This is a genomic window from Actibacterium sp. MT2.3-13A, assembly GCF_018139985.1.
Lineage (GTDB): Bacteria > Pseudomonadota > Alphaproteobacteria > Rhodobacterales > Rhodobacteraceae > JAGSOU01.
This window is the reverse complement of record NZ_JAGSOU010000003.1, coordinates 266,744-287,785: the sequence shown is the minus strand read 5'-3', so window position 1 is coordinate 287,785 and position 21,042 is coordinate 266,744. Positions and strand designations below refer to the sequence as shown.

Annotated in this window: 20 protein-coding genes and 1 pseudogene; 9 read left to right on the top strand and 12 right to left on the bottom strand. The window is 69.2% G+C overall.

What is annotated here, in order from left to right:
• The 3 genes and pseudogenes from KCI33_RS04895 to KCI33_RS04885 all read right to left on the bottom strand — a co-directional run.
• A pseudogene (locus KCI33_RS04895) lies at positions 1-314 on the bottom strand (NAD(P)(+) transhydrogenase (Re/Si-specific) subunit alpha); the annotation flags it as partial.
• A gap of 126 nt (positions 315-440) precedes the next feature.
• The gene (locus KCI33_RS04890; RefSeq protein ID WP_249138912.1) at positions 441-908 is read right to left on the bottom strand and encodes an isoprenylcysteine carboxylmethyltransferase family protein; all 468 of its coding nucleotides are present in this window, start codon (positions 906-908) and stop codon (positions 441-443) included.
• A complete protein-coding gene (locus KCI33_RS04885) occupies positions 893-1,303 on the bottom strand; it encodes a rhodanese-like domain-containing protein (RefSeq protein ID WP_212523631.1) in 411 nt (136 codons plus the stop codon). The genes KCI33_RS04890 and KCI33_RS04885 overlap by 16 nt, the downstream gene beginning before the upstream one ends.
• Positions 1,304-1,398: 95 nt before the next feature.
• Between KCI33_RS04885 and KCI33_RS04880 the strand changes: the two genes are divergently transcribed.
• Both KCI33_RS04880 and KCI33_RS04875 read left to right on the top strand, forming a co-directional pair.
• On the top strand, positions 1,399-1,929 hold the full coding sequence (locus KCI33_RS04880) for a GNAT family N-acetyltransferase (RefSeq protein ID WP_212523630.1): 531 nt from the start codon (positions 1,399-1,401) through the stop codon (positions 1,927-1,929).
• A 253-nt stretch (positions 1,930-2,182) separates the two neighbouring features.
• Positions 2,183-4,468 carry a Hint domain-containing protein gene (locus tag KCI33_RS04875; protein ID WP_212523629.1) on the top strand — a complete coding sequence of 762 codons (2,286 nt, stop codon included), beginning with the start codon at positions 2,183-2,185 and terminating at the stop codon, positions 4,466-4,468.
• A gap of 1 nt (position 4,469) precedes the next feature.
• Here KCI33_RS04875 and KCI33_RS04870 read toward each other — a convergent pair whose 3' ends face one another.
• The 6 genes from KCI33_RS04870 to KCI33_RS04845 all read right to left on the bottom strand — a co-directional run bounded on the left by KCI33_RS04870 (position 4,470) and on the right by KCI33_RS04845 (position 10,798).
• A complete protein-coding gene (locus KCI33_RS04870; protein WP_212523628.1) occupies positions 4,470-4,997 on the bottom strand; it encodes a flavodoxin domain-containing protein in 528 nt (175 codons plus the stop codon).
• A 30-nt stretch (positions 4,998-5,027) separates the two neighbouring features.
• A complete protein-coding gene (locus KCI33_RS04865; RefSeq protein WP_212523627.1) occupies positions 5,028-5,468 on the bottom strand; it encodes a cytochrome c in 441 nt (146 codons plus the stop codon).
• 56 nt (positions 5,469-5,524) lie between these two features.
• Positions 5,525-6,301, bottom strand: coding sequence for a gamma-glutamyl-gamma-aminobutyrate hydrolase family protein (locus KCI33_RS04860; RefSeq protein WP_212523626.1), 777 nt, complete (start codon positions 6,299-6,301; stop codon positions 5,525-5,527).
• Between the two features lie 119 nt (positions 6,302-6,420).
• On the bottom strand, positions 6,421-6,849 hold the full coding sequence (locus KCI33_RS04855; protein ID WP_212523625.1) for a heme-binding protein: 429 nt from the start codon (positions 6,847-6,849) through the stop codon (positions 6,421-6,423).
• A 24-nt stretch (positions 6,850-6,873) separates the two neighbouring features.
• Positions 6,874-9,033, bottom strand: coding sequence for a malate synthase G (locus KCI33_RS04850; RefSeq protein WP_212523624.1), 2,160 nt, complete (start codon positions 9,031-9,033; stop codon positions 6,874-6,876).
• A gap of 265 nt (positions 9,034-9,298) precedes the next feature.
• Positions 9,299-10,798 (bottom strand): cryptochrome/deoxyribodipyrimidine photo-lyase family protein, encoded by a 1,500-nt coding sequence (locus KCI33_RS04845; RefSeq protein WP_212523623.1) that lies wholly within the window; start codon positions 10,796-10,798, stop codon positions 9,299-9,301.
• A gap of 97 nt (positions 10,799-10,895) precedes the next feature.
• Between KCI33_RS04845 and pepN the strand changes: the two genes are divergently transcribed.
• Together pepN and KCI33_RS04835 are read left to right on the top strand one after the other, a co-directional pair.
• Positions 10,896-13,451 (top strand): aminopeptidase N, encoded by a 2,556-nt coding sequence (pepN, locus tag KCI33_RS04840; RefSeq protein WP_212523622.1) that lies wholly within the window; start codon positions 10,896-10,898, stop codon positions 13,449-13,451.
• A gap of 112 nt (positions 13,452-13,563) precedes the next feature.
• The gene (locus KCI33_RS04835) at positions 13,564-14,439 is read left to right on the top strand and encodes a lysophospholipid acyltransferase family protein (protein ID WP_212523621.1); all 876 of its coding nucleotides are present in this window, start codon (positions 13,564-13,566) and stop codon (positions 14,437-14,439) included.
• Positions 14,440-14,536: 97 nt separating this feature from the next.
• Here KCI33_RS04835 and KCI33_RS04830 read toward each other — a convergent pair whose 3' ends face one another.
• Positions 14,537-15,148: a transglycosylase SLT domain-containing protein gene (locus KCI33_RS04830; protein ID WP_249138911.1), complete on the bottom strand. Its 612-nt coding sequence runs from the start codon at positions 15,146-15,148 to the stop codon at positions 14,537-14,539.
• A 156-nt stretch (positions 15,149-15,304) separates the two neighbouring features.
• Between KCI33_RS04830 and gatB the strand changes: the two genes are divergently transcribed.
• From gatB to KCI33_RS04815, 3 genes are all read left to right on the top strand, one after another.
• The gene (gatB, locus tag KCI33_RS04825) at positions 15,305-16,819 is read left to right on the top strand and encodes an Asp-tRNA(Asn)/Glu-tRNA(Gln) amidotransferase subunit GatB (protein WP_212523620.1); all 1,515 of its coding nucleotides are present in this window, start codon (positions 15,305-15,307) and stop codon (positions 16,817-16,819) included.
• 22 nt (positions 16,820-16,841) lie between these two features.
• Positions 16,842-17,810 carry a hypothetical protein gene (locus tag KCI33_RS04820; protein ID WP_212523619.1) on the top strand — a complete coding sequence of 323 codons (969 nt, stop codon included), beginning with the start codon at positions 16,842-16,844 and terminating at the stop codon, positions 17,808-17,810.
• A gap of 91 nt (positions 17,811-17,901) precedes the next feature.
• The gene (locus KCI33_RS04815) at positions 17,902-18,369 is read left to right on the top strand and encodes a DUF4177 domain-containing protein (RefSeq protein WP_212523618.1); all 468 of its coding nucleotides are present in this window, start codon (positions 17,902-17,904) and stop codon (positions 18,367-18,369) included.
• 7 nt (positions 18,370-18,376) lie between these two features.
• Here KCI33_RS04815 and KCI33_RS04810 read toward each other — a convergent pair whose 3' ends face one another.
• Entirely contained in the window at positions 18,377-18,634 is a 258-nt protein-coding gene (locus tag KCI33_RS04810) for a BolA family protein (RefSeq protein WP_212523617.1), read from the bottom strand.
• A gap of 76 nt (positions 18,635-18,710) precedes the next feature.
• On the opposite strand from KCI33_RS04810, the gene KCI33_RS04805 reads away from it, so the two are divergent.
• Complete coding sequence (locus tag KCI33_RS04805; protein WP_212523616.1) at positions 18,711-19,343, top strand: J domain-containing protein; 633 nt, start codon at positions 18,711-18,713, stop codon at positions 19,341-19,343.
• Positions 19,344-19,355: 12 nt separating this feature from the next.
• Here KCI33_RS04805 and msrB read toward each other — a convergent pair whose 3' ends face one another.
• Positions 19,356-19,811 (bottom strand): peptide-methionine (R)-S-oxide reductase MsrB, encoded by a 456-nt coding sequence (gene msrB, locus KCI33_RS04800; RefSeq protein ID WP_212523615.1) that lies wholly within the window; start codon positions 19,809-19,811, stop codon positions 19,356-19,358.
• Positions 19,812-20,055: 244 nt separating this feature from the next.
• Between msrB and cobS the strand changes: the two genes are divergently transcribed.
• Positions 20,056-21,027: a cobaltochelatase subunit CobS gene (gene cobS / locus KCI33_RS04795; protein ID WP_249138910.1), complete on the top strand. Its 972-nt coding sequence runs from the start codon at positions 20,056-20,058 to the stop codon at positions 21,025-21,027.
• The last annotated feature ends 15 nt before the right edge of the window (positions 21,028-21,042 follow it).

The following is a 21,042-nucleotide window of genomic DNA, read 5'->3' as shown; positions in this document are numbered from 1 at the left end:
TCAAGCAGAGCCTCGTTCTGCGCCGGCCAGAAGAAGCTGATCAGCGTCTGACCCTTCACCAGACGCTTCGCCTCCGTCTCCGAGGGCTCGCGAACCTTCACGACCACGTCAACGGCCTTCCACAGCTGGGCGCCTGTCTTGATGATCTCGACCCCGGCCTTTTCGTATTCCGCGTCCGAGAACCCGGCCGCTTCCCCGGCGCCGCTCTCGATCGCGCATTCATACCCCAGCTTCTGCAGCTGAAGGGCGCTTTCTGGGGTCATCGCGACGCGCGCTTCACCCTCGAAAATTTCCTTCGGTGCCCCGATTTTCACGTTGTTTTCCCTCTCTATCGCCCCGGCAAACACGAACGGACTTGGTAAGAATTATGACTCTTACCATCGGGAAATTATGTTTCACAAGGAGCTGTTATCGCGAAACCCTTCAGGCGGGACGACACGTCACATCCAGCGCCGCACCCGCGCGGCGTAGCGATCGAAGGTCGCGCCGAACTCGGCCCGGATCCGTGCCTCTTCTCCTTCGATAAAGCGCTTTTGAATCAAGGCCATGAAGGCCGGGAGCAGGATCAGGCCGGAAATCGCGCCCCAGATCAGGCACAGGCCGGCCAGGATCATCGCATCGGCCAGGTAGATCGGGTTGCGGCTGATCCGGTAGACCCCGCTCTGCACCAGCGCCCGCGGCGTCCGGCCGGGAATGACCGTGGTGCGGTGGCGCAGGAACTCGAAAACCGCGGCCGCGGCAAGCACAACGCCCAGCGCGATCAGCGCACCGCCCAGCCAGCCCGCCCAGGCGCCGGGGGCGCCCGTGGGCAGGGTCCGCGCCTGCCCCCAGGCCAGCGCGGCGAACCCCGCCAGCCAGACCGGCGGCAGGTCCAGCCCGCGCAAGACGCGGCCTAGCGCGCCAGCCATCCCTGAATCCCGTCCTGCAGGACCACCACGTTCTCCCGGCCCAGCAGGCGCGCGGCGAACGTCGCCTGCGCCGACAGCGAGCCGGTATTGCAGAACAGCACCACCAGCCCGTCCTCGGGCAGCTCGTCCAGCCGCGCGGGGATCTCGCGCCATTCGATATTCGCCGCGCCCTCGATCGTGCCCGCCTCGAACTGCGCCGCGTCGCGGGTGTCGATGAAGGTGACCGACGGCAGCATCTCCTCGGTGATCTGGTCGGGCAGGATGATGCCCGCCTCGTAGGTGGCGAAATCCAGGTAGTCCTGGATTGCCTCGGCCACCGGATCTTCCTGGGCCCAGGCGGGGCCGGTCACGGCCAGGGTCAGTGCCAGCGCCAGCGCGCCCCATTTCGCAGTCATCTCAAATCCTCCGCAAGATCGCGCGATCATCGCGGGGCGCGCGGCGAATGCAAGCCCTCTTGTCGCCGCAGCCCGGCGCTGACAAAACTGCCCGGATGAGCGACCGCAGAGCGACCGAGCCCCCTCTCCACCAGGCCCCGCGCCGGGCCCCCGCGGTGCGGCTGCGCCCCGCGCGGCCCGGCGACGGCCCGGCCCTGGCCGCGCTCCTGTTCGAGGCGGTGCACGCGGGCGCGGCCCGCCATTACAGCGCCGAGGAGCGCCGCGCCTGGGCCCCCACGCCCCAGCCGCCAGCCGGCTGGGAGCCTCGCCTGCTGGAGGCCCTGACCACCGTGGCCGTGATCGGCCGCCGCCCCGCCGGCTTCACCTCGCTGGGCGAGGACGGGTTTCTCGACCTGCTCTATGTCGCGCCGCGCTGGATGGGGCGCGGCGTGGCCGACCGGCTGCACGCGGCCCTGATCGAGACCGCGCGGCGCCGCGCCATGCCCGTGCTCAGCACCGAGGCGAGCCACCTCGCCCGCAGTTTTCTGTCGCGCCGCGGCTGGCGGACCACCGCCCGCCAGAGCGTCATCCGCGACGGCGTCGCGCTGACGAATTTCCGCATGGAACGGACGCTGAGCGACGGTTGACCGCGACAATTTCCGCCGCCGCGCCCCATTGTTTCCGCATTTCCGCCCGCCCGCCGCCGCCACGCGACCCTAACGCTGCCGCACTCCCCGGCTAGTCCGGATGCCGAGGAAACCCGCGCCCTGCCCCCGGATCGCCGGCGGGCCAACGACGCGGCGCGGCAAAACAATGAGGGTGGGCCGACCGGCCGCCGCCGTCCCGGGCAAAAGCCCCGCGGGCGCACCGGCAAAAGGTTGGGTAACGAGCAGGCAGTTGATGGCAGTCTTCGACGTCAAATTCTATGACATCAATCCCGACGGGATTCTCCCGACCGATACCGGCGGGTCGTTCAACTGGTCGGGCCCGGCCACGGCCGACGGCACGGCCACGATCACCGACAACGAGCGCGGGATCGGAGGGCTGACGCTGGACGACGATTCGGCCGGCCGCGAAAACGCGAGGGCCGATGTCACGCTCGGAGGCGCCAGTTCCACCAATTCCTCCGTCGATGCCGAGGCCGTCTGGACGGTGCAGGACAGCGTGACCGGCGAGACCTTCCAGATCGCGCAGTTCCAGGTCGAGAAGGGCGCTGCGGCGGGCTATTACACGCTGTCCGAGCAGCCGCTGGTGGCCGGGCGCAGCTACCAGGTGCTGGAATACAACTCCAACCCCGACGCCGCCTCGGGCGACATCGCCTTTTCCTATGCGGATTACGTCGACGGCGACAGCGCCTCGGCCTCGCTGGCCTTCACGGGCAGCCCCCTGTCCCAGGCCGGTGCCGCCGGCGGCGCCAACGCGGTCGAGGGCACCGGCGGCGATGACGTCATCGACACGGGCTATACCGACGCGCAGGGCGACCGCGTGGATCAGGGCGACGGCAGCGGGCCGTCAGGACTGGGCGACACGGTCGAGGGGCTGGACGGCAACGACAGCATCACGGCCGGCGGCGGCGACGACACGGTTTCCGGCGGCGCCGGGCACGACACGATCTCGGGCGGCGCGGGCAACGACACGATCCACGGCGACGGCGGCGCGGCGGTGTCGGAAACGCAATCGCTGAACTGGAGCGCGGCGGGCACCGACCGCAGCGACATCAGCGGCGGTTTCAGCCAGGACACCGGCGGGATGCGCGTCGATGTCTCCTTCCTCCGCGGGCCGATCAGCGACCGGATCGAGGTCTCAGACAGCACGCAATACACCGCCACGGGCGAACCTTTCGCCAGCAACTCGGCGCTCCACCTGACCAGCGACAGCCTCGGCACGGGCACCACTGCGACCACGACGATCGAGTTTTCCCACACACCCGGCTCGGGGCTGAGCGACAGCGTCAGCAACGCCACCTTCCGCATCAACGACATCGACTCGGGCACCTGGACCGACGTGGTCGAGGTCCGCGCCTACGATGCCGACGGCAACCCGGTGCCAGTGTCCATCACCGCCAGTGGCAACGACACCGTCACGGGCGACACCGTCATCGCCGGTCAGGGCAGCGAAAGTGCCAGCTCGGTCGAGGGGTCGGCGCTGGTGGAGATCGCCGGCCCGGTCGCGCGGATCGAGATCGTCTATTCCAACGCCGGCGACACGGGCCAGGCGCTGTGGATCACCGACGTGCATTTCGACACGATACCCGCCGCCGGCGGCGACGACGTGATCGACGGCGGCGCGGGCGACGACACCCTGGCGGGCAGCACCGGCGCCGACACGCTGGAGGGCGGCGCGGGCGACGACAGCATCACCGTCGCCCAGGGCGACAGCGCCTCGGGCGGCGACGGCGACGACACCTTCCTGGTCGCCGATCTGGCCGAAAGCGGCGGCGCGACCATCGCCATTGCCGGCGGCGAGGGCGGCGAGAGCATTGGCGACACGCTGAATTTCCAGGGCCTGATCGACCGCGGCGACATCACCTATACCAATTCCTCCGACGCCGGCGGCGGGCTGTCGGGCTTTGCCACGCTGGGCGACGGTTCGGTGGTGAACTTCTCCGAGATCGAGAACATCGTCATCTGTTTCGCCGCCGGCACCCGGATCCTGACGCCGCATGGCGCCCGCCCGATCGAGGATCTGCGCCCCGGCGACCTGGTCATCACCGCCGATGACGGGCTGCGGCCGGTGCGCTGGACGGGGCGGCGGCGGGTGCCCGCGGTGGGTCGGCTCGCGCCGGTCCTGCTGCGCGCGGGCTCGGCCTTCGGCAACGGGCGCGACCTGCTGGTCTCGCCGCAGCACCGGATGCTCGTCACCGGGCACCGGGCCAACCTGCTGTTCGGCGAAAGCGAGGTTCTGGCCGCCGCCAAGCACCTGATCGACGGGCGCGACGTGATCCGCGCGCCCGGCGGCGAGGTGACCTATGTCCACCTGCTGTTCGACCGCCACCAGGTGATCTTCGCCGAAGGCGCCCCGAGCGAGAGCTTCCACCCCGGCGCGCAGGGCCTCGATGCGGTGACCGGCCCGGCCCGCGAAGAGCTCTTCGCCCTGTTCCCCGAACTGCGCAGCAACCCGAACGGCTATGGCGACACCTCGCGCATCTGCCTGAAGCGGCACGAGGCGCGGCTGCTGGCGGCCTAGATCAGCCCGCGCGCCACGCGTCCAGCGTGGCGGCCAGCGCCTGCCAGTCGGTGTATTCGCGGTCCTCGTTCGGGCTCACCCTCTGCCCCCTCTGGGCCGCGATCCAGCGCATCGCCCAGCTGCGGAAGAAATCATATTCCGAGAACATGAAGGCGCCGGCGACATGCGCCACCTGCCCCGGCGTCCAGCCGGTCTTGGCCGAGAACTCCGCCACGCAGTCCGCCAGCCCGGCCCGGTCCTCGGGGTCGTTGCTTGCCGCGGTCAGCGAGACCGACAGGAACAGCGTGCGCAATTTCGCCAGCGCGCCGGCCTGCACCTTGGCGAATTCCGCCAGTTCCTTCTGGTAGTGCATGACATGGATTGATCCGGCCACGATCGCCCCGTCGAAGCGCGCCAGGTCCAGATCCCGGGCATCGACGGCGTGGATCACCTCCACGCTGTCGCCCGCGTCGATCAGGTGATCGGCGCAGAACCGGACGATCTTGCGGGTCTGCCCCTCGGTGGTGGCGTAGACGATGGCGATCTTCATGGTTGGACTCCCTTCATCGCGGCACGCGGATCACTCGATCCCGTTGGCCCGCTGCACCTCGCGGATATAGACCACGATCGACCCCAGCTCGCGCTCGGTCAAGCCCGGAACCGGCGCCATGTCGCCGAACCGCCAGTGATGCGACTTCACGCCCCTCTGCGCGGCCATAACGATGGCGATGTCGGCATGGTGGCCGGGCTCGTAGATCTTGTGGATCAGCGGCGGCCCCGAGTCCTGCCGCCCGGACCCGTCCGGCCCGTGGCAAGTGGCACAGTTCGCCTCGAAAGCCTTGCGCCCGAGCTGCGCCGTGGCGCTGAGCGCGGGCATCTGCACCGTCACGATCGCGGCGCCCGGCGCGGGGCCCTGGCCGCCCGCCGGGGCCGTGGCCTCCTCCGCGCCGCCCCGGATCAGGACATAGGCCACCCCCGCGGCCACGAGGCCGGCCGCGCCGGCAATAATCACTGGTTTCATGCGTTCTCCCCTGTTCGCGGCGAGAGACTGCCGCTTCCAGCGGGGGTAAGGTCAAGTCACGCGGTCTTGAGCACCGGGGCGCGGCGCCCCTCGGCCCAGGCGCGCACCGCCCGCCCGAAGGCCGAGAACAGCGGCCGCGAGACCGGATCCTCGGCCGCGCGGTATTCGGGATGCCACTGCACCGAGAGGGTGAAGCCCGGCGCGTCGGCGACATAGATCGCCTCGGGCGTGCCGTCGGGGGCGTGACCGTCGATCACGATCCGGCTGCCGGGGCTCTTGATCCCCTGCCCGTGCAATGTGTTGGTCATCACCTCACGCGCGCCGAACAGCCGGTGGAACGGCCCGCCCTCGGTCAGCGTCACCTTGTGGCGCAGGGCGAATTTTTCCTCCAGCGTGCCGTCGGGCGGCATGCGGTGGTTCATCCGGCCCGGCAGATCGCGGATCTCGGGATAGAGCGTGCCGCCCATCGCCACGTTCACCTCCTGGAAGCCGCGGCATATGCCAAGGAAGGGCTGGCCGCGCTCGACGAGCGCGCGGATCAGCGGCAGGGTGACGGCGTCGCGGGCGCGGTCGAAGGCGCCATGCGCCTCGGTCTCTTCCTCGCCGTATTCCTCGGGGTGGACATTGGGGCGGCCGCCGGTGAGCAGGAAACCGTGGCAAGTCTCCAGCAGTTCCTCGACCGTGACGAAGCGCGGATCGGCCGGAACCAGCAGCGGCAGCGCACCGGCCACCTCGGCCACCGCCTCGGAATTCATCGTGCCGCCGGCATGGGCGGGGTACTGGTCGTTGATCAGATACTGGTTGCCGATGATACCGACGATGGGGCGCGACATGTCCGTCCTCTTGCTGTTCTCGTCGCAGCATAGGCCGATCGCGCGCGCCCGTGAAGGGGCGGCGGCGGCACGGGCCCCGCCCGGGGGCCCGTGCCGGTTTTTCAGGCGGATCGCGGCGCTTACGCTTCGCCGATCAGCGCCGCCGCCTCGATGCCCGCGGTGGCCGCAATGGCATCGTTCTCCGAGCTGTCGCCGGTCACGCCAACCGCGCCCAGGACCGTGCCCTTCTTGTCGCGCACCAGCACGCCGCCCGGCACCGGAATCACCTTGCCGCCATAGACGCCGTTCACGGCGGCCATGAAATAGGCCTGGGCCTCGGCGCGGGCCATCTGCGCCTGCCCGCCCATGCCCAGCATGACCGCGCCATAGGCCTTGCCCTCGGCGATCTTGAAGCGGCCGGGGCTGGCGCCGTCCTCGCGTTCGAACGCGATGACGTGGCCGCCGGCGTCCAGCACCACCACCGACAGCGGCTTGAGGTTCATCTCCCGGCCCTTGTCCAGGGCCTTGCGGATGATGGTGCGCGCCTTGCGCAGGGAAATCGTCGCCATGTCTCTATCTCCTGTATCTGCGGGTCAGGACGCGCTGACCTGCGGGGTGCGGGTGGCCTTGAGCTGCAGGCGGCGGGCATGCAGCACCGGCTCGGTGTAGCCCGAGGGCTGCTCGCGGCCGCGGAACACCAGGTCGCAGGCCGCCTGGAAGGCGATCCCCTCGAAGCCCGGCGCCATCGGCATGTAGGCCGGGTCGCCCGCGTTCTGGCGGTCCACCACCTCGGCCATCTTGCGCATCGCCTCCATCACCTGCCCCTCGCTGACCACGCCGTGGTGCAGCCAGTTCGCCAGCGCCTGGCTGGAGATGCGGCAGGTGGCGCGGTCTTCCATCAGGCCGACGTCATGGATGTCCGGCACCTTGGAGCAGCCAACGCCCTGGTCGACCCAGCGCACGACGTAGCCCAGGATGCCCTGCGCGTTGTTCTCGATCTCCTGGCGGATGTCCTCGTCGCTGAGGTTCTGGCCCTCCATCACCGGGATGGTCAGCAGGTCGTCGAGCGTGCCGCGCGGCCCGCCCGCGGCGATCTCGTCCTGGCGGGCCAGCACGTCAACGCGGTGGTAATGGGTGGCGTGCAGCGTGGCCGCGGTCGGGCTCGGGACCCAGGCGCAGGTGGCGCCGGCCTTCGGATGGCCGATCTTCTGCTCCATCATCGCCGCCATCAGGTCGGGCATGGCCCACATGCCCTTGCCGATCTGGGCGTGGCCCTTCAGCCCGCAGGCCAGGCCGATATCGACGTTGCGGTCCTCGTAGGACAGGATCCAGGGGGCGTGCTTCATGTCGCCCTTGCGGATCATCGGGCCCGCCTCCATCGAGGTGTGGATCTCGTCGCCGGTGCGGTCGAGGAAGCCGGTGTTGATGAAGGCCACCCGGTGCTTGGCGGCGCGGATGCATTCCTTGAGGTTGGCCGAGGTGCGGCGCTCCTCGTCCATGATGCCCAGCTTGACGGTGTATTGCGGCAGGCCGAGGGTCTTCTCCACGAAGGAGAAGATCTCGTCGGCGAAACCGACCTCCTCGGGGCCGTGCATCTTGGGCTTCACCACATAGACCGAGCCCTTGACCGAGTTGCGCGCGCCCGCGGTCTTGCGCAGGTCGTGCATGGCGACCAGCGAGGTCATCATCGCGTCGAGCAGTCCCTCGGGCGCCTCGTTGCCGTCGCGGTCCAGCACGGCGGGCGTGGTCATCAGGTGGCCCACGTTGCGCACCAGCATCAGGGCGCGGCCCTTCAGCGTGGCCTCGCTGCCGTCGGCGGCGGTGTAGGTGATGTCGTCATGCAGGCGGCGGGTGAAGACCTTGCCGCCCTTCTCGACCTGCTCTTCCAGGTCGCCCGCCATCAGGCCCAGCCAGTTGGAATAGGCCAGCGCCTTGTCCTCGCCATCGACGGCGGCGACGCTGTCCTCGCAATCCATGATCGAGCTGATCGCGGCCTCGAGGATCATGTCGCTGATATGGGCCGGGTCGTCCTTGCCGACCGGGGTGGAGGCATCGACCTTGACCCGGATGTGCAGGCCGTTGTTGACCAGGATCACCTCGTCGGGCGCGTCCGCCGCGCCGATATGGCCGGCGAAATGGGACGGATCGGCCAGCGCCGGGGTCAGCTTGCCGCCCGCGACCGACAGGGCGGTGACATCGGCCCACGACCCTTCGGCCAGCGGCGCCACGTCGTCGAGGAAGCGCTTGGCCCAGGCCACCACGCGCGCACCGCGCTCGGGGTCATAGCCCTTGCCCTGAGGCAGGTCGCCCAGCGCGTCGGTGCCGTACAGCGCATCGTAGAGCGAGCCCCAGCGCGCGTTCGCCGCGTTCAGCGCGTAGCGCGCGTTCATGATCGGGACCACCAGCTGCGGGCCCGGCTGGGCCGCGATCTCGGGGTCGACATTCGAGGTGTCGATGCTGAAATCCTCGCCCTCGGGCAGCAGGTAACCGATTTCCTCGAGGAAAGCCTTGTAGGCGGCCGCGTCATGCGGCTGGCCGGCATTGGCGCGGTGCCAGGCGTCGATCTTTTCCTGCAGCTCCTCGCGGCGCGCCAGCAGCGCGCGGTTGCGCGGGCCGAAATCATGGATCAGGTCCGACAGGCCCTGCCACAGCGCCTCGGCGCCGATCTCAAGGCCGGTCAGGGCCCGGTCCTCAACGAAGGCGGCCAGCGTTGCTTCCACCTTCAGCCCGGCACGTTCCACATAGTTCGTCATCTGTGATCCCTCCTCGCAGGCCAGAACTGCGACACTTTTTCTCAAATCGAGTCGCGCGCAGCATTAGAAAATTTGTTTCCGATAGGCAACAGCGCTGGTCAATTTCATTTACCAATTTTGCCCAAAACCGCCGCTTTGCCGCGCCGCGGCCGGCTTCGCATCCGGCAGCGGGCCGGGCAATGTCGCGGATCGTCTCACACCGCCGCGCGCTTCCGCCGCCGGGCGAAGGGCCGCCCCAAGGCGGCGCGGATGCCCGCCCGCGCCCTCACAGATCGAAACTCAGCTGTCCGTCGGCGCGGGCTCTCGGCGCGCGCGGGCGCGGCGCCGGTTTGCGGCCGGCGTGGCGCGCGGCCTCGGCCCGGAAGGCATCGCCCCTGCGCACCGCCAGGGCCCGGTCGCGCGCCGCCCGGCCGGCCTGCGCCACGTCCACGACCGGCTCGGGGTAGGCGCGCCCCAGCAGCCGCCCCGCCCCCGGCCAGAGCCAGGGCTGCTGCAGAAAGGCATCGGGCACCTGATCCAGTTCCGGCAGCCAGCGGCGGGTGAAAGCGCCGGCCGGGTCCTGCGCGCGCGCCTGTTTCACCGGATCGCAGACGCGCGGCGGCTCCATGCCGGTGGTGCCCGACTGCATCTGCATCTGCGGCCAGTGGATGCCCGGCTCGTAATCGGTGAAAAGGCGGGCCAGATGCGCCCCGGTCGCCCGCCAGTCCAGCCACAGGTGGTAGGAGGCGACCGAGACCAGCATCGCGCGCATGCGGAAATCCAGCCAGCCGGTCTCGGTCAGCGCGCGCATGCAGGCATCGACGAGGGGCAGCCCGGTCTCGCCCTTCTGCCAGGCCGCCAGCCGCGCGGCGTCGGGCGTTGCCGGGCGCAGGTTCTCATAGGCCGGGTGCAGGCAGCGCCGCTCGATGATCGGCGCCTCCTCAAGCTTCTGCATGAGATGGTCGCGCAAGGCCAGCCGCGCGCCGAAACTCCGCAGGCGGCCCGGCCAGCCGTCACCCTGCCCCCGCACCACGCGGCGACGCGCCGCCACGGCCTGCGCCACCTCGCGCCCCGACAGCGCCCCCAGCGCCAGATGGGGCGAGAGGCGCGAAGGGGCGCCCTTCCCCTCTGCCGGCATGGACAGGGCCCGGTGGTCGTCCGGCCCCCGCCCCTCCAGAAAGCCCCCCATCGCCTCCAGCCCCCGCGCCCGTCCGCCCCGCTGCCGCCCCGGGCAGGGATCGAAGCGCAGCGCCAGGTCGCGCGCCTCGGGGATTGGGCAGGGTCCCAACCCGGGAACCGCGCGCAGGGCCTGGGGCGCCGCCGCCGTGGGCTGGCCAAGCCACGCGGCGCGCGCCCGGGCCCAGCCGTCGCGGCTGGCCAGCCCCCGCACCACGCCCGATTGCGGCAGTTCCACCCATTCGACGCCGGCCGCCCGCGCCCAGGCCGCGACGCGCCGGTCGCGCGCATGCGTCCAGGCGTTGCCGGTCGCCTCATGGCTGACGAAGCGGGCCACGCCCCGCGCCGCCGCCAGTTTGCGCAGCACCTCGACCGCCTCGCCCACCTCCACCTGCAACGGCGCGCCCAGCGCGGCCAGCCCGGCTGCCAGATCCTCCAGGCATTCCGCCGTGAAGCGCCATTGCCGCGCCGAGGTATCGGGCTGCGCCCAATACCCCGGCTCGACGATATAAAGCGGCAGCACCGCCCCCTCGCCGGCCGCAGCGCAGGCCAGCGCCGGGTGATCGAACAGCCGCAGATCGCGTTTGAACCAGAGAATCGTAACCGTCATGTCGCGAACATAAAGTGAACATTTCCGACTGCAAAGCCGCACCCTTGCAGTCGCTGCCCGAACGGATAGATCAGGAGGGCCAACAGAGGAGCCCGCCATGAAAGACGCCGCGCCGCAGCCGATCTACCTGAGCGATTACACCCCGCCGGCCTTTCTGGTGGATCAGGTGCACCTGACCTTCCGGCTGGCCCCGACCTCCACGCGCGTCCTCTCGCGCATCGCCTTCCGCCCCAACCCCGAGGCCGCCGACAGGACGTTCTTCCTGCATGGCGAGAACCTGCGCCTGGTCTGGGCGAAAATCGACGGCAAGGAGGTCTCACCCGAGATCACCGAAACCGGCCTCACCTGCCCCGCCCCCGACGCCCCCTTCATCTGGGAGGCCGAGGTGGAGATCGCGCCCGAGGCCAACACCGCGCTGGAGGGGCTCTACATGTCCAAGGGCATGTATTGCACCCAGTGCGAGGCCGAGGGCTTCCGCAAGATCACCTATTACCCCGACCGCCCCGACGTGATGGCCCCCTTCACCGTGCGGATCGAGAGCGACCTGCCGGTGCTCTTGTCGAACGGCAACCCGGTGGCGCGGGGCGCGGGCTGGGCCGAATGGCAGGACCCCTGGCCGAAGCCCGCCTATCTCTTCGCGCTGGTGGCGGGCGAACTGGTGGCGACCTCCGACAGTTTCATCACCGCCTCGGGGCGCGAGGTGGCGCTGAACATCTGGGTGCGCCCTGGCGACGAGGGCAAGACCGCCTTCGCCATGGACGCGCTGAAGCGCTCCATGCGCTGGGACGAGGAGACCTATGGCCGCGAATACGACCTCGACGTGTTCAACATCGTGGCGGTGGACGATTTCAACATGGGCGCGATGGAGAACAAGGGGCTGAACATCTTCAACTCCTCCTGCGTGCTGGCCAGCCCGGAGACCGCCACCGACCCGACCTATGCGCGCATCGAGGCGATCATCGCGCATGAGTATTTCCACAACTGGACGGGCAACCGCATCACCTGCCGGGACTGGTTCCAGCTGTGCCTGAAAGAGGGGCTGACGGTGTTCCGCGACCAGCAGTTCTCGGGCGACATGCGCGGCCACGCGGTGCACCGGATCGAGGACGTGATGGCGCTGCGCGCCCGCCAGTTCCGCGAGGACAACGGCCCGCTGGCGCATCCGGTGCGGCCCGAAAGCTTTGTCGAGATCAACAATTTCTACACCGCCACCGTCTATGAAAAGGGCGCCGAGCTGATCGGCATGCTCAAGCGCCTGGTGGGCGACGAGGGCTATGCCCGCGCACTCGACCTCTATTTCGCCCGCCACGACGGTGAGGCCGCCACGATCGAGGACTGGCTGAAGGTGTTCGAGGATGCCACGGGCCGCGATCTCAGCCAGTTCAAGCGCTGGTATTCGCAGGCCGGCACGCCGCGACTGAGCTTCACGGATGACTTTAGAAACGGCACATACACCATTGCCTTCAAACAGGAAACACCGCCCACCCCAGGTCAGCCCGACAAGGCGCCGCAGGTGATCCCGATCGCGCTGGGTCTCATCGGCCCCAATGGCGACGAGGTGCTGCCGACGACCATGCTGGAGATGACCGAGGCCGAGCAGAGCTTCACCTTCGGCGGGCTCTCCGCCCGGCCGATCCCCTCGGTCCTGCGCGGGTTCTCCGCCCCGGTGATCCTCAACCACGACCGCCCCGCGGCCGAGCGCGCCTTCCTGCTGGCCCATGACACCGACCCGTTCAACAAGTGGGAGGCGGGCCGGGCCCTGGCCAAGGATGGGCTGATCCGCATGGTGCGCGACCACGCCGCCCCCGATGCGGCCTATCTCGACGCGCTGGCCGCGCTGCTGCGCGATGAGCAGCTGGACCCCGCCTTCCGCGCGCTGGCGCTCAGCCTGCCCGGCGAGGACGACATCGCGCAGACGCTGCACGACGGCGGCCATACGCCCGATCCGGCGGCGATCCACGCCGCCGCCGAGGCGCTGAAGGACGCGATGGCCGATCACCTCGCGCCGCAGCTCGGCGCGCTTTACGAGGCGACGGCCTGCCCCGGCCCCTACCGCCCTGACGCGGCGGATGCGGGCAAGCGCGCGCTGCGGCTGGCGGCGCTGTCGCTGCTGTCGCGCGTGGATGGCCCGGCCCGCGCCGAGGCGCAGTTCGCCGGGGCCGACAATATGACCGAACAGTTCGGGGCTCTTGGCTGCCTGCTCGACATCGGCGCGGGCGAGGGGCAACTCGCGACCTTCTACGAGCGCTGGCGGATGGAGCGTCTGGTGATCGACCGCTGGTTCGGCCTGCAGGTGGCGCATGCCGCCCCCGACCGCGCTGCGGCGCTGGCCGCCCAACTGGCCGGGCATCCCGATTTCGACTGGAAGAACCCCAACCGCTTCCGCGCTCTGATCGGCGGGCTTTCGGCCAATGCGGCGGGCTTCCACCACGCCTCCGGCGCGGGCTACGCCTTCGTGGCCGACTGGCTGATCCGGCTCGACGCGCTGAACCCGCAGACCGCGGCGCGCATGTCCACCGCCTTCGAGACCTGGCGCCGCTACGACGCCGACCGCCAAGCGCTGATCCGCGCCCAGCTCGGCCGCATCGCGGCCACCGGGGGCCTGTCGCGCGACATGTCCGAAATGGTCGGCCGGATGCTCGGCGAGGGCTGAACGGCGGGCGGTTCCCCGCCGAAATCCGGGCCCGGGCGAAAACGCTTGACCGGGCCCGGCCCGCCGGGGTCTGCTGTTACGCAACTGTCACGTTTACGTGGTCACAAGGCGCATGAAGGATAGAATCGACCCGCTGATCGAGGAACGCGCGCCCTGGCTCTTTGCCGACCATGCCTGGAGCGCCCCTTCGCGCAACCTGCTGACCGGCCTTCTTGGCTATCCCCGCACCGTCGCCCTGGGCGAGGCGCTGAAAGACCACCCCGCCCCCGTGATCATGGACGAGATGGCGCGCCTGCTGGCCCGCGATGTCGAGGCGTCGGGGCTCGAGAACGTGCCGCGCTCCGGCCCCGCGCTGATCGTCGCCAACCACCCCACCGGCATCGCCGATGGCGTCATTTTGTGGAGCCTTCTGGGCCAGCTGCGCCGCGACCTGTTCTTCTACGCCAACCGCGACATCCTGCGCGTGCTGCCGCAGATGGAGGACATCATCGCCCCGGTGGAATGGCGCGAGGAAAAGCGCTCGCACGGCAAGACGCGCGAGACCATGGCCTATACCCGCCGCGCCATCGAGGCGGGCCGGCTGGGGGTGATCTTCCCCTCCGGCCGCCTGGCCAAGCGGCGCGGACTGAAGCTGCACGAACGCCCCTGGATGGCCTCCGCAGCGATGATCGCGCGCAAGTTCGACCTGCCGGTGATCCCGGTCAACATCCGCGCCCGCAACTCGGTGCTGTTCTACCTGTTCGACCTGATCCACCCGACGCTGCGCGACATCACGTTGTTCCACGAGACCCTGAACAAGGACCGCCAGCCCTACCGGCTGACCGTGGGCCAGCCGATCTCGGCCGCCGCCTTGCCCGCGAAATCGGAGGACGGGATCGAGATGCTGCGCGCCGCCACGCTGGCGCTCGGCGGCCGCCACGCCCCCACCGTCTCGCTGCTCGACAACAGCCGCCGGCCGAGTTGGGCGCGCGCGGTGCAGACCGGCTGATCTTCTTCTTGGCGAAAATACTCAATCCGCGCCCGCAAGGGCGCGCCGAACGGCCGTGGCGCGGCACGCGCCGCATCCGGGCCATCCGGGGTCGCGCTCAGCGGCAGTAGCTCTGGCTGCTGGTCCAGGCGGCGATGTCGGCCTGCTTTCCGGCGACCTTGAACGGCCCCCAGTCGGCCGCCACGCCGCGCCCGCCCTGGGCGATCACTCCGTCGCGGGCGACGGTGCGCGCCATGATCCGCACCGCGCAGCTGAGATTGGCGCCGCCCTCCTGCAGGTCCGCGCCGCTCTGCGCCCGGCAGCCATAGCCCTGCGCCGTGCGGGGCGCGATCTGCACCAGCCCGAACCAGCGGCCGCCGCCGCCCACCGCGCGCGGGTTCCAGGTGCTTTCGTGCTTGGCCAGCGCCGACAGCAGCCCCGCCCAGAAGGCGCGCCGCTCGTCCAGCGAGGCGCTCTCGTAGCCCGGGCAGAACCGCCCGATATCCGCCGGCAGGCTGTGCGGCAGCGCCGCGCCGTGGCTTTCCAGCGCGCCCAGCGTGGCGCGCGTCCAGTCCGCGGCCTCGGCGCGGTGATCCCAGCGCATCGCGGGCAGCGCCCCGGCGGCCATCGAGGCCCCCGACAGCCGCGCCGAAACCTCCTGGCGGGCGCAGCCCGCCGCCGCCAGCAGCAGCGCCGTCACCATCACCCCTCTCAGAACCCTGCCCAGCATCCGCGCCTCCCGCCTGAACGCCGACAGATTTGCCCGCCGCGCCGCGTCCCGCAAGCCCCGCCCGTGCCACTCGGCCAGTTCCCGCCACCTTGCCCCCCTTGCCCCGCGCCCCCCCCTGTCCTAGAACCGCGCCAGACCTTTGACAGGATTTGCCGAATGCTCGACCATCTCAGCTTTACCGCTCCGAAACCGAAAACCATTGCCGGCGCCAAGCATGACTGGGAGCTGGTGATCGGGCTGGAGGTGCACGCCCAGGTCGCCTCCCGGGCCAAGCTCTTCTCCGGCGCCTCGACCCAGTTCGGGGCCGAACCGAACTCCAACGTCGCCTTCGTCGATGCCGCCATGCCCGGCATGCTGCCCGTGATCAACGAGGGCTGCGTCGCGCTGGCGGTCAAGACCGGGCTGGGGCTGAAGGCAGAGATCAACCTCAAATCCGCCTTCGACCGGAAGAATTATTTCTACCCCGACCTGCCGCAGGGCTACCAGATCAGCCAGCTCTACCACCCGATCGTGGGCGAGGGCGAGGTGATCGTGGACATGGGCCCCGGTGTCGCCCGCCGCGTGCGGATCGAGCGGATCCACCTGGAGCAGGACGCGGGCAAGTCGATCCACGACATGGACCCGCACATGTCCTTCGTCGATCTCAACCGCACCGGCGTCGCGCTGATGGAGATCGTCTCGCGCCCCGACATCCGCGGCCCGGAGGAGGCCGCCGCCTATGTCGGCAAGCTGCGCCAGATCCTGCGCTACCTCGGCACCTGCGACGGCAACATGCAGAACGGCAACCTGCGCGCCGACGTGAACGTCTCGGTCTGCCGCCCGGGCGATTACGAGAAATTCATCGAGACCGGCGACCATTCGGTCCTGGGCACGCGCTGCGAGATCAAGAACATGAACTCCATGCGCTTCATCCAGGCCGCCATCGAATACGAGGCGCGCCGCCAGATCGCCATCATCGAGGACGGCGGCACGGTGGTGCAGGAAACCCGACTCTACGATCCCGACAAGGGCGAGACGCGCTCCATGCGCTCCAAGGAAGAGGCGCATGACTACCGCTACTTCCCCTGCCCCGACCTGCTGCCTCTGGAGATCGAGCAGGCATGGGTGGACGAGATCGCTGCCTCGCTGCCGGAGCTGCCGGACGAGAAGAAGGCGCGTTTCGTCAAGGAATTCGGCCTGACCGAATACGACGCCGACGTGCTGACCGCCGAGGCCGAGAACGCCGCCTATTTCGAAGAGGTCGCCGCCGGCCGCGACGGCAAGCTCGCCGCCAACTGGGTGATCAACGAATTGTTCGGGCGCCTCAAGAAGGACGACCGCGACATCACCCAAAGCCCGGTCGGCCCGGCGCAGCTGGGCGGCATCATCGACCTGATCACCAAGGGCGACATCTCGGGCAAGATCGCCAAGGACCTGTTCGAGATCGTCTACACCGAGGGCGGCGAGCCGGCGGAGATCGTCGAGGCCCGCGGCATGAAGCAGGTGACCGATACCGGCGCGATCGAGAAGGTGGTGGACGAGATCATCGCCGCCAACCCCGCGCAGGTCGAGAAGGCACAGCAGAACCCGAAACTGGCAGGCTGGTTCGTCGGCCAGGTGATGAAGGCGACCGGCGGCAAGGCCAACCCGCAGGCGGTGAACGAGATCGTCGCCGCGAAGCTGGGGCTCTAGGCCCGGCGCCCGGGAGGCACGCGTGTCAGACAAGACAACCATCCTGCTGCATGTCGGGACGCACAAGACCGGCTCGACCTCGCTGCAAAAGACCCTCGATGAGCACCGCGACGCGCTGCGCGCCGCGGGGATCACCTATCTTGGCACCGGCGGCCCCTACCCCAATCTCTATTCGGCCTTCCTGCCGGACCCGATGGCCTTTGTCTGGAATGTGCATTCCGGTCTCGACGAAGGCGCGATCCGCGCCCGCGACGCCGAGACGCTGAGCGACCTGGAGCAGGACCTGGCGCAGGCCCGCGGCACCACCGTGGTGATCTCGAGCGAATATCTCTCGATGCTCGACGAAGGGCCGATGACCCGGCTGCGCGACTTCCTCGGCCGCCACGGAAAGCTGCACGCGGTCTATTTCTACCGCGAACTGCACAGCTGGATCTCGTCCGACAGCCAGCAACTGGCCAAGGCCGGCCTGCGGGTGCGCCCGACGCGCTATGACACGGCGATCCAGCGGCTCTACGATCTGCCGTTGCGGCTCGCCGGGGTCTTCGGCCGCGAGGCCACGACCTTCGTCAAGTTCGAGGACGCCGTGAAGACCGGAATCTGCGACGCGCTGCTGTCGCGCTTCGACCTGCCGACGCTGGCCTCGCTGGGCCTGAGCGAGCGCCACGATAACGAGTCGGTCTCGGCCGACGCGGTGCGGGCGCTGTTCCTCTACAATCACCTCAACCCGCTGGGCAGCCCGACACGGGACGAGCGCGAGGTCGCCCGCCTGCGGAAATTGCCGGGCGGGAAATACCGGACCGCCGGCTTCTGGCCGCAGCAGATCCGCGACTACGCCGCCAAGCGCAAAGAGGTGCAGCGGCGCCTCGGCCTGCGGCTGGCCCCGCCCGAGACGCTGCCGGTCAGCCAGGGACCCGACCCGATGGTCGAGGAACTGCTGCGGATGACGAATCGGCACCTGTGGCAGACGTCGCGTGACAAGGCCGGGCGCTGAACCTTCGGGTCCTGCGCCGCGCGGCGGCGCCCTTGAACTCGATCGTCGCGAATCGGATAATCTCGAACTGCTGAACCAAGGGAAGGGTGTCATGCCTCAGTATGAGTACAAGGTCGTGCCCGCGCCGCTGAAGGGCGAGCGGGCAAAGGGTCTCAAGGGAACGCGCGAACGCTTCGCCCACACCCTGATGGCGCTGATGAACGAGATGGGCCGCGACGGGTGGGAATACCTGCGCGCCGACACCCTGCCCTGCGAGGAGCGCCAGGGCCTGACCGGCAGGACCACCACTTTCCAGAACATGCTGATCTTCCGCCGCGCCCTCGGCGCCGAGGCGCCCGTTCCTGGGCCGGAGCGTGCTCCGCGCAGCCCCGAAGAGATCGCGGCCGCGGCCGCCGCCACGCTCAGCGCCGGGGCCGAGCCGGGCAACGCCCCCGCAGTCGCGCGCGGCAGCGCCGGCGCGGCGCCCAGCCTCGGCCCCGCCCGCCGCGACGCGGCCAGGGACGGGGACAAGGGCGGCGACGGCGACAATGGCCGCAACGACGGCGTGGCCGCCGAATAACGGCGGCTCAGCCCTCGATCTTCAGCGCCAGCGCGTGGATGCGCCCGACCAGCTCCGGGCCCAGCGCCGCGTGCACGGCGCGGTGGCGGGCCAGCCGCGACATGCCGGAAAAAGCCTCGGCGCGAAGGGTCACGGTGAAATGGCTCTCCCCGCCCTCCCGGTAGCCGGCATGGCCGCGATGCTGCTCGCTGTCGTCGCGCACCTCGAGCAACGCCGGCTGGAATGCCGCCTCCAGCCGTGAGCGGATTTCGTCTGCCACTGTCATTTTTCGCCACATCCCCCTTCATTCCCGGATTTTAAGCATTAAACTCTGTCGTCCGAGTCGAAAAGGTGGGCAGAGCATGAACAAGAGCGATCCGTTCGGGTTCGATATCTCGGTATCGGCAGACAAGAGAAAGCGCACGCGCACGAAGCGCGGCATGTCCGGGGCGTTCGAGACCTCGAACCGGAAATGCGAACATCCCGGCTGCGAGGAGCTGGGCCAGTACCGCGCGCCGCGATCGCCGGACACGCTGGACGACTACCTGTGGTTCTGCAAGGACCACGTCCGCGAATATAACCTGAAATGGAATTTCTTCTCCGGCGCGACCGAGGAGGAGTTCGAGGCCCAGATCAACAAGGATCGCGTCTGGGAGCGCGAGACCAAGCCCTTCGGCAAGAAATCCGAGGAACAGCGCGCCTGGGCCCGGCTGGGCGTGGACGACCCGCACCAGGTGCTGGGTGACAACGCCACCCGCAATCCCGGCAAGTCGATCACCGGCACCCGCCGCCTGCCGCCCACCGAGCGCAAGGCGCTGGAGATCCTCGAGGCGATGGATCACTGGTCGCGCACCGAGATCCGCAAGAAATACAAGAGCCTGGTCAAGGATCTCCATCCCGACATGAACGGCGGCAACCGTGCCGACGAGGACCGGCTGCAAGAGGTGGTCTGGGCCTGGGACCAGATCAAGGACAGCCGCAGCTTCAGGGAGTGAGCCGCGGCGCCCTCAGGCCGGGCGGAACACCAGGCTCACTCCGTTGATGCAGTGCCGCTTGCCGGTGGGCGGCGGCCCGTCGTCGAAGACATGGCCAAGATGGCTGCCGCAGCGGCGGCAATGCACTTCGGTTCGAACCATGAGGAAGCCGCGGTCCGGCCGCGTGGCCACCGCGTCGCGCAGCGCCTGCCGGAAGCTCGGCCAGCCGGTGCCGCTGTCATACTTGGCGGCGGCATCGTAAAGCGGCAGATCGCAGCCCCGGCAGTGATAGATCCCCGCCCGCTTCTCGTCGTTCAGCGCGCTGGAGAAGGCGCGCTCAGTGCCCTCGCGCCGCATCACCTTGTATTCCAGCGGGCTGAGCATGGCGCGCCATTCGGCCTGCGTGCGGGTGATCTCGAAGCTTTCCCCGGCCCGCGCGGGCAGCGCCAGCGCGGCGGCGCCGAGGCTCAGGAAGGTTCGGCGCTTCATCTCCACCTCCTCGGTTCGCGGGACGGCCCCGCAGGCGCAGCATAGCCCATCGGGCCAGGCCGCGCGTTCACGATCCGGGCACCGGCGCGTGTGGCGAATGCCCGTCCCCGGCCCGCGCCGTCCCGCGGACTGCCGCCTTGCCCTTGCACCCGCGGCCGATATGCCCCAAATGTTTGATCAACTGAATTTGAAGCGGCGCGCGACCGCGCGCCGATTGACGAGGCGAAGGACGGCAGACGGCACCATGGATATCAACGCAAAACCCACCGAAGAAATCTCTGTCCGCGATGTGTTCGGCATCGACACGGACATGGTGGTCAAGGGGTTCGAGGCGCCCTCCGACCGCGTGCCCGATCCCGACCCGACCTACAAGTTCGACCCCGACACCACGCTGGCGATTCTGGCGGGCTTTGCCTTCAACCGCCGGGTGATGGTCCAGGGCTATCACGGCACGGGTAAATCGACCCACATCGAACAGGTCGCCTCGCGCCTCAACTGGCCCTGCGTGCGCGTCAACCTCGACAGCCACATCTCCCGGATCGACCTGATCGGCAAGGACGCGATCAAGCTGCGCGAGGGCGTGCAGGTAACCGAGTTCCAGGAGGGCATCCTGCCCTGGGCGCTGCGCAACCCCACCGCCATCGTGTTCGACGAATACGACGCCGGCCGCGCCGACGTGATGTTCGTGATCCAGCGGGTGCTGGAGGTGGACGGCAAGCTGACGCTTCTCGACCAGAACGAGGTGATCACGCCGCACAAGTATTTCCGCATCTTCGCCACCGCCAACACCATCGGCCTGGGCGACACCACCGGCCTCTATCACGGCACCCAGCAGATCAACCAGGGCCAGATGGACCGCTGGTCTCTGGTGGCCACGCTGAACTATCTCAGCCACGACGCCGAGACCAATATCGTGCTGGCCAAGAACCCCACCTACAACACCGAGAAGGGGCGCAAGATCGTCGGCCAGATGGTCACCGTGGCCGACCTGACGCGGACCGCCTTCATGAACGGCGAGCTCTCCACCGTCATGAGCCCGCGCACGGTGATCGCCTGGGCGCAGAACGCCTCGATCTTCCGCGACGTGGGCTATGGCTTCCGGGTGTCCTTCCTCAACAAATGCGACGAGCTTGAGCGCCAGACCGTGGCCGAGTTCTATCAGCGCTGCTTCGACGAGGAACTGCCGGAAAGCGCCGCCAGCATGAGCCTGGGCTGACGGCATTTTTCTTCC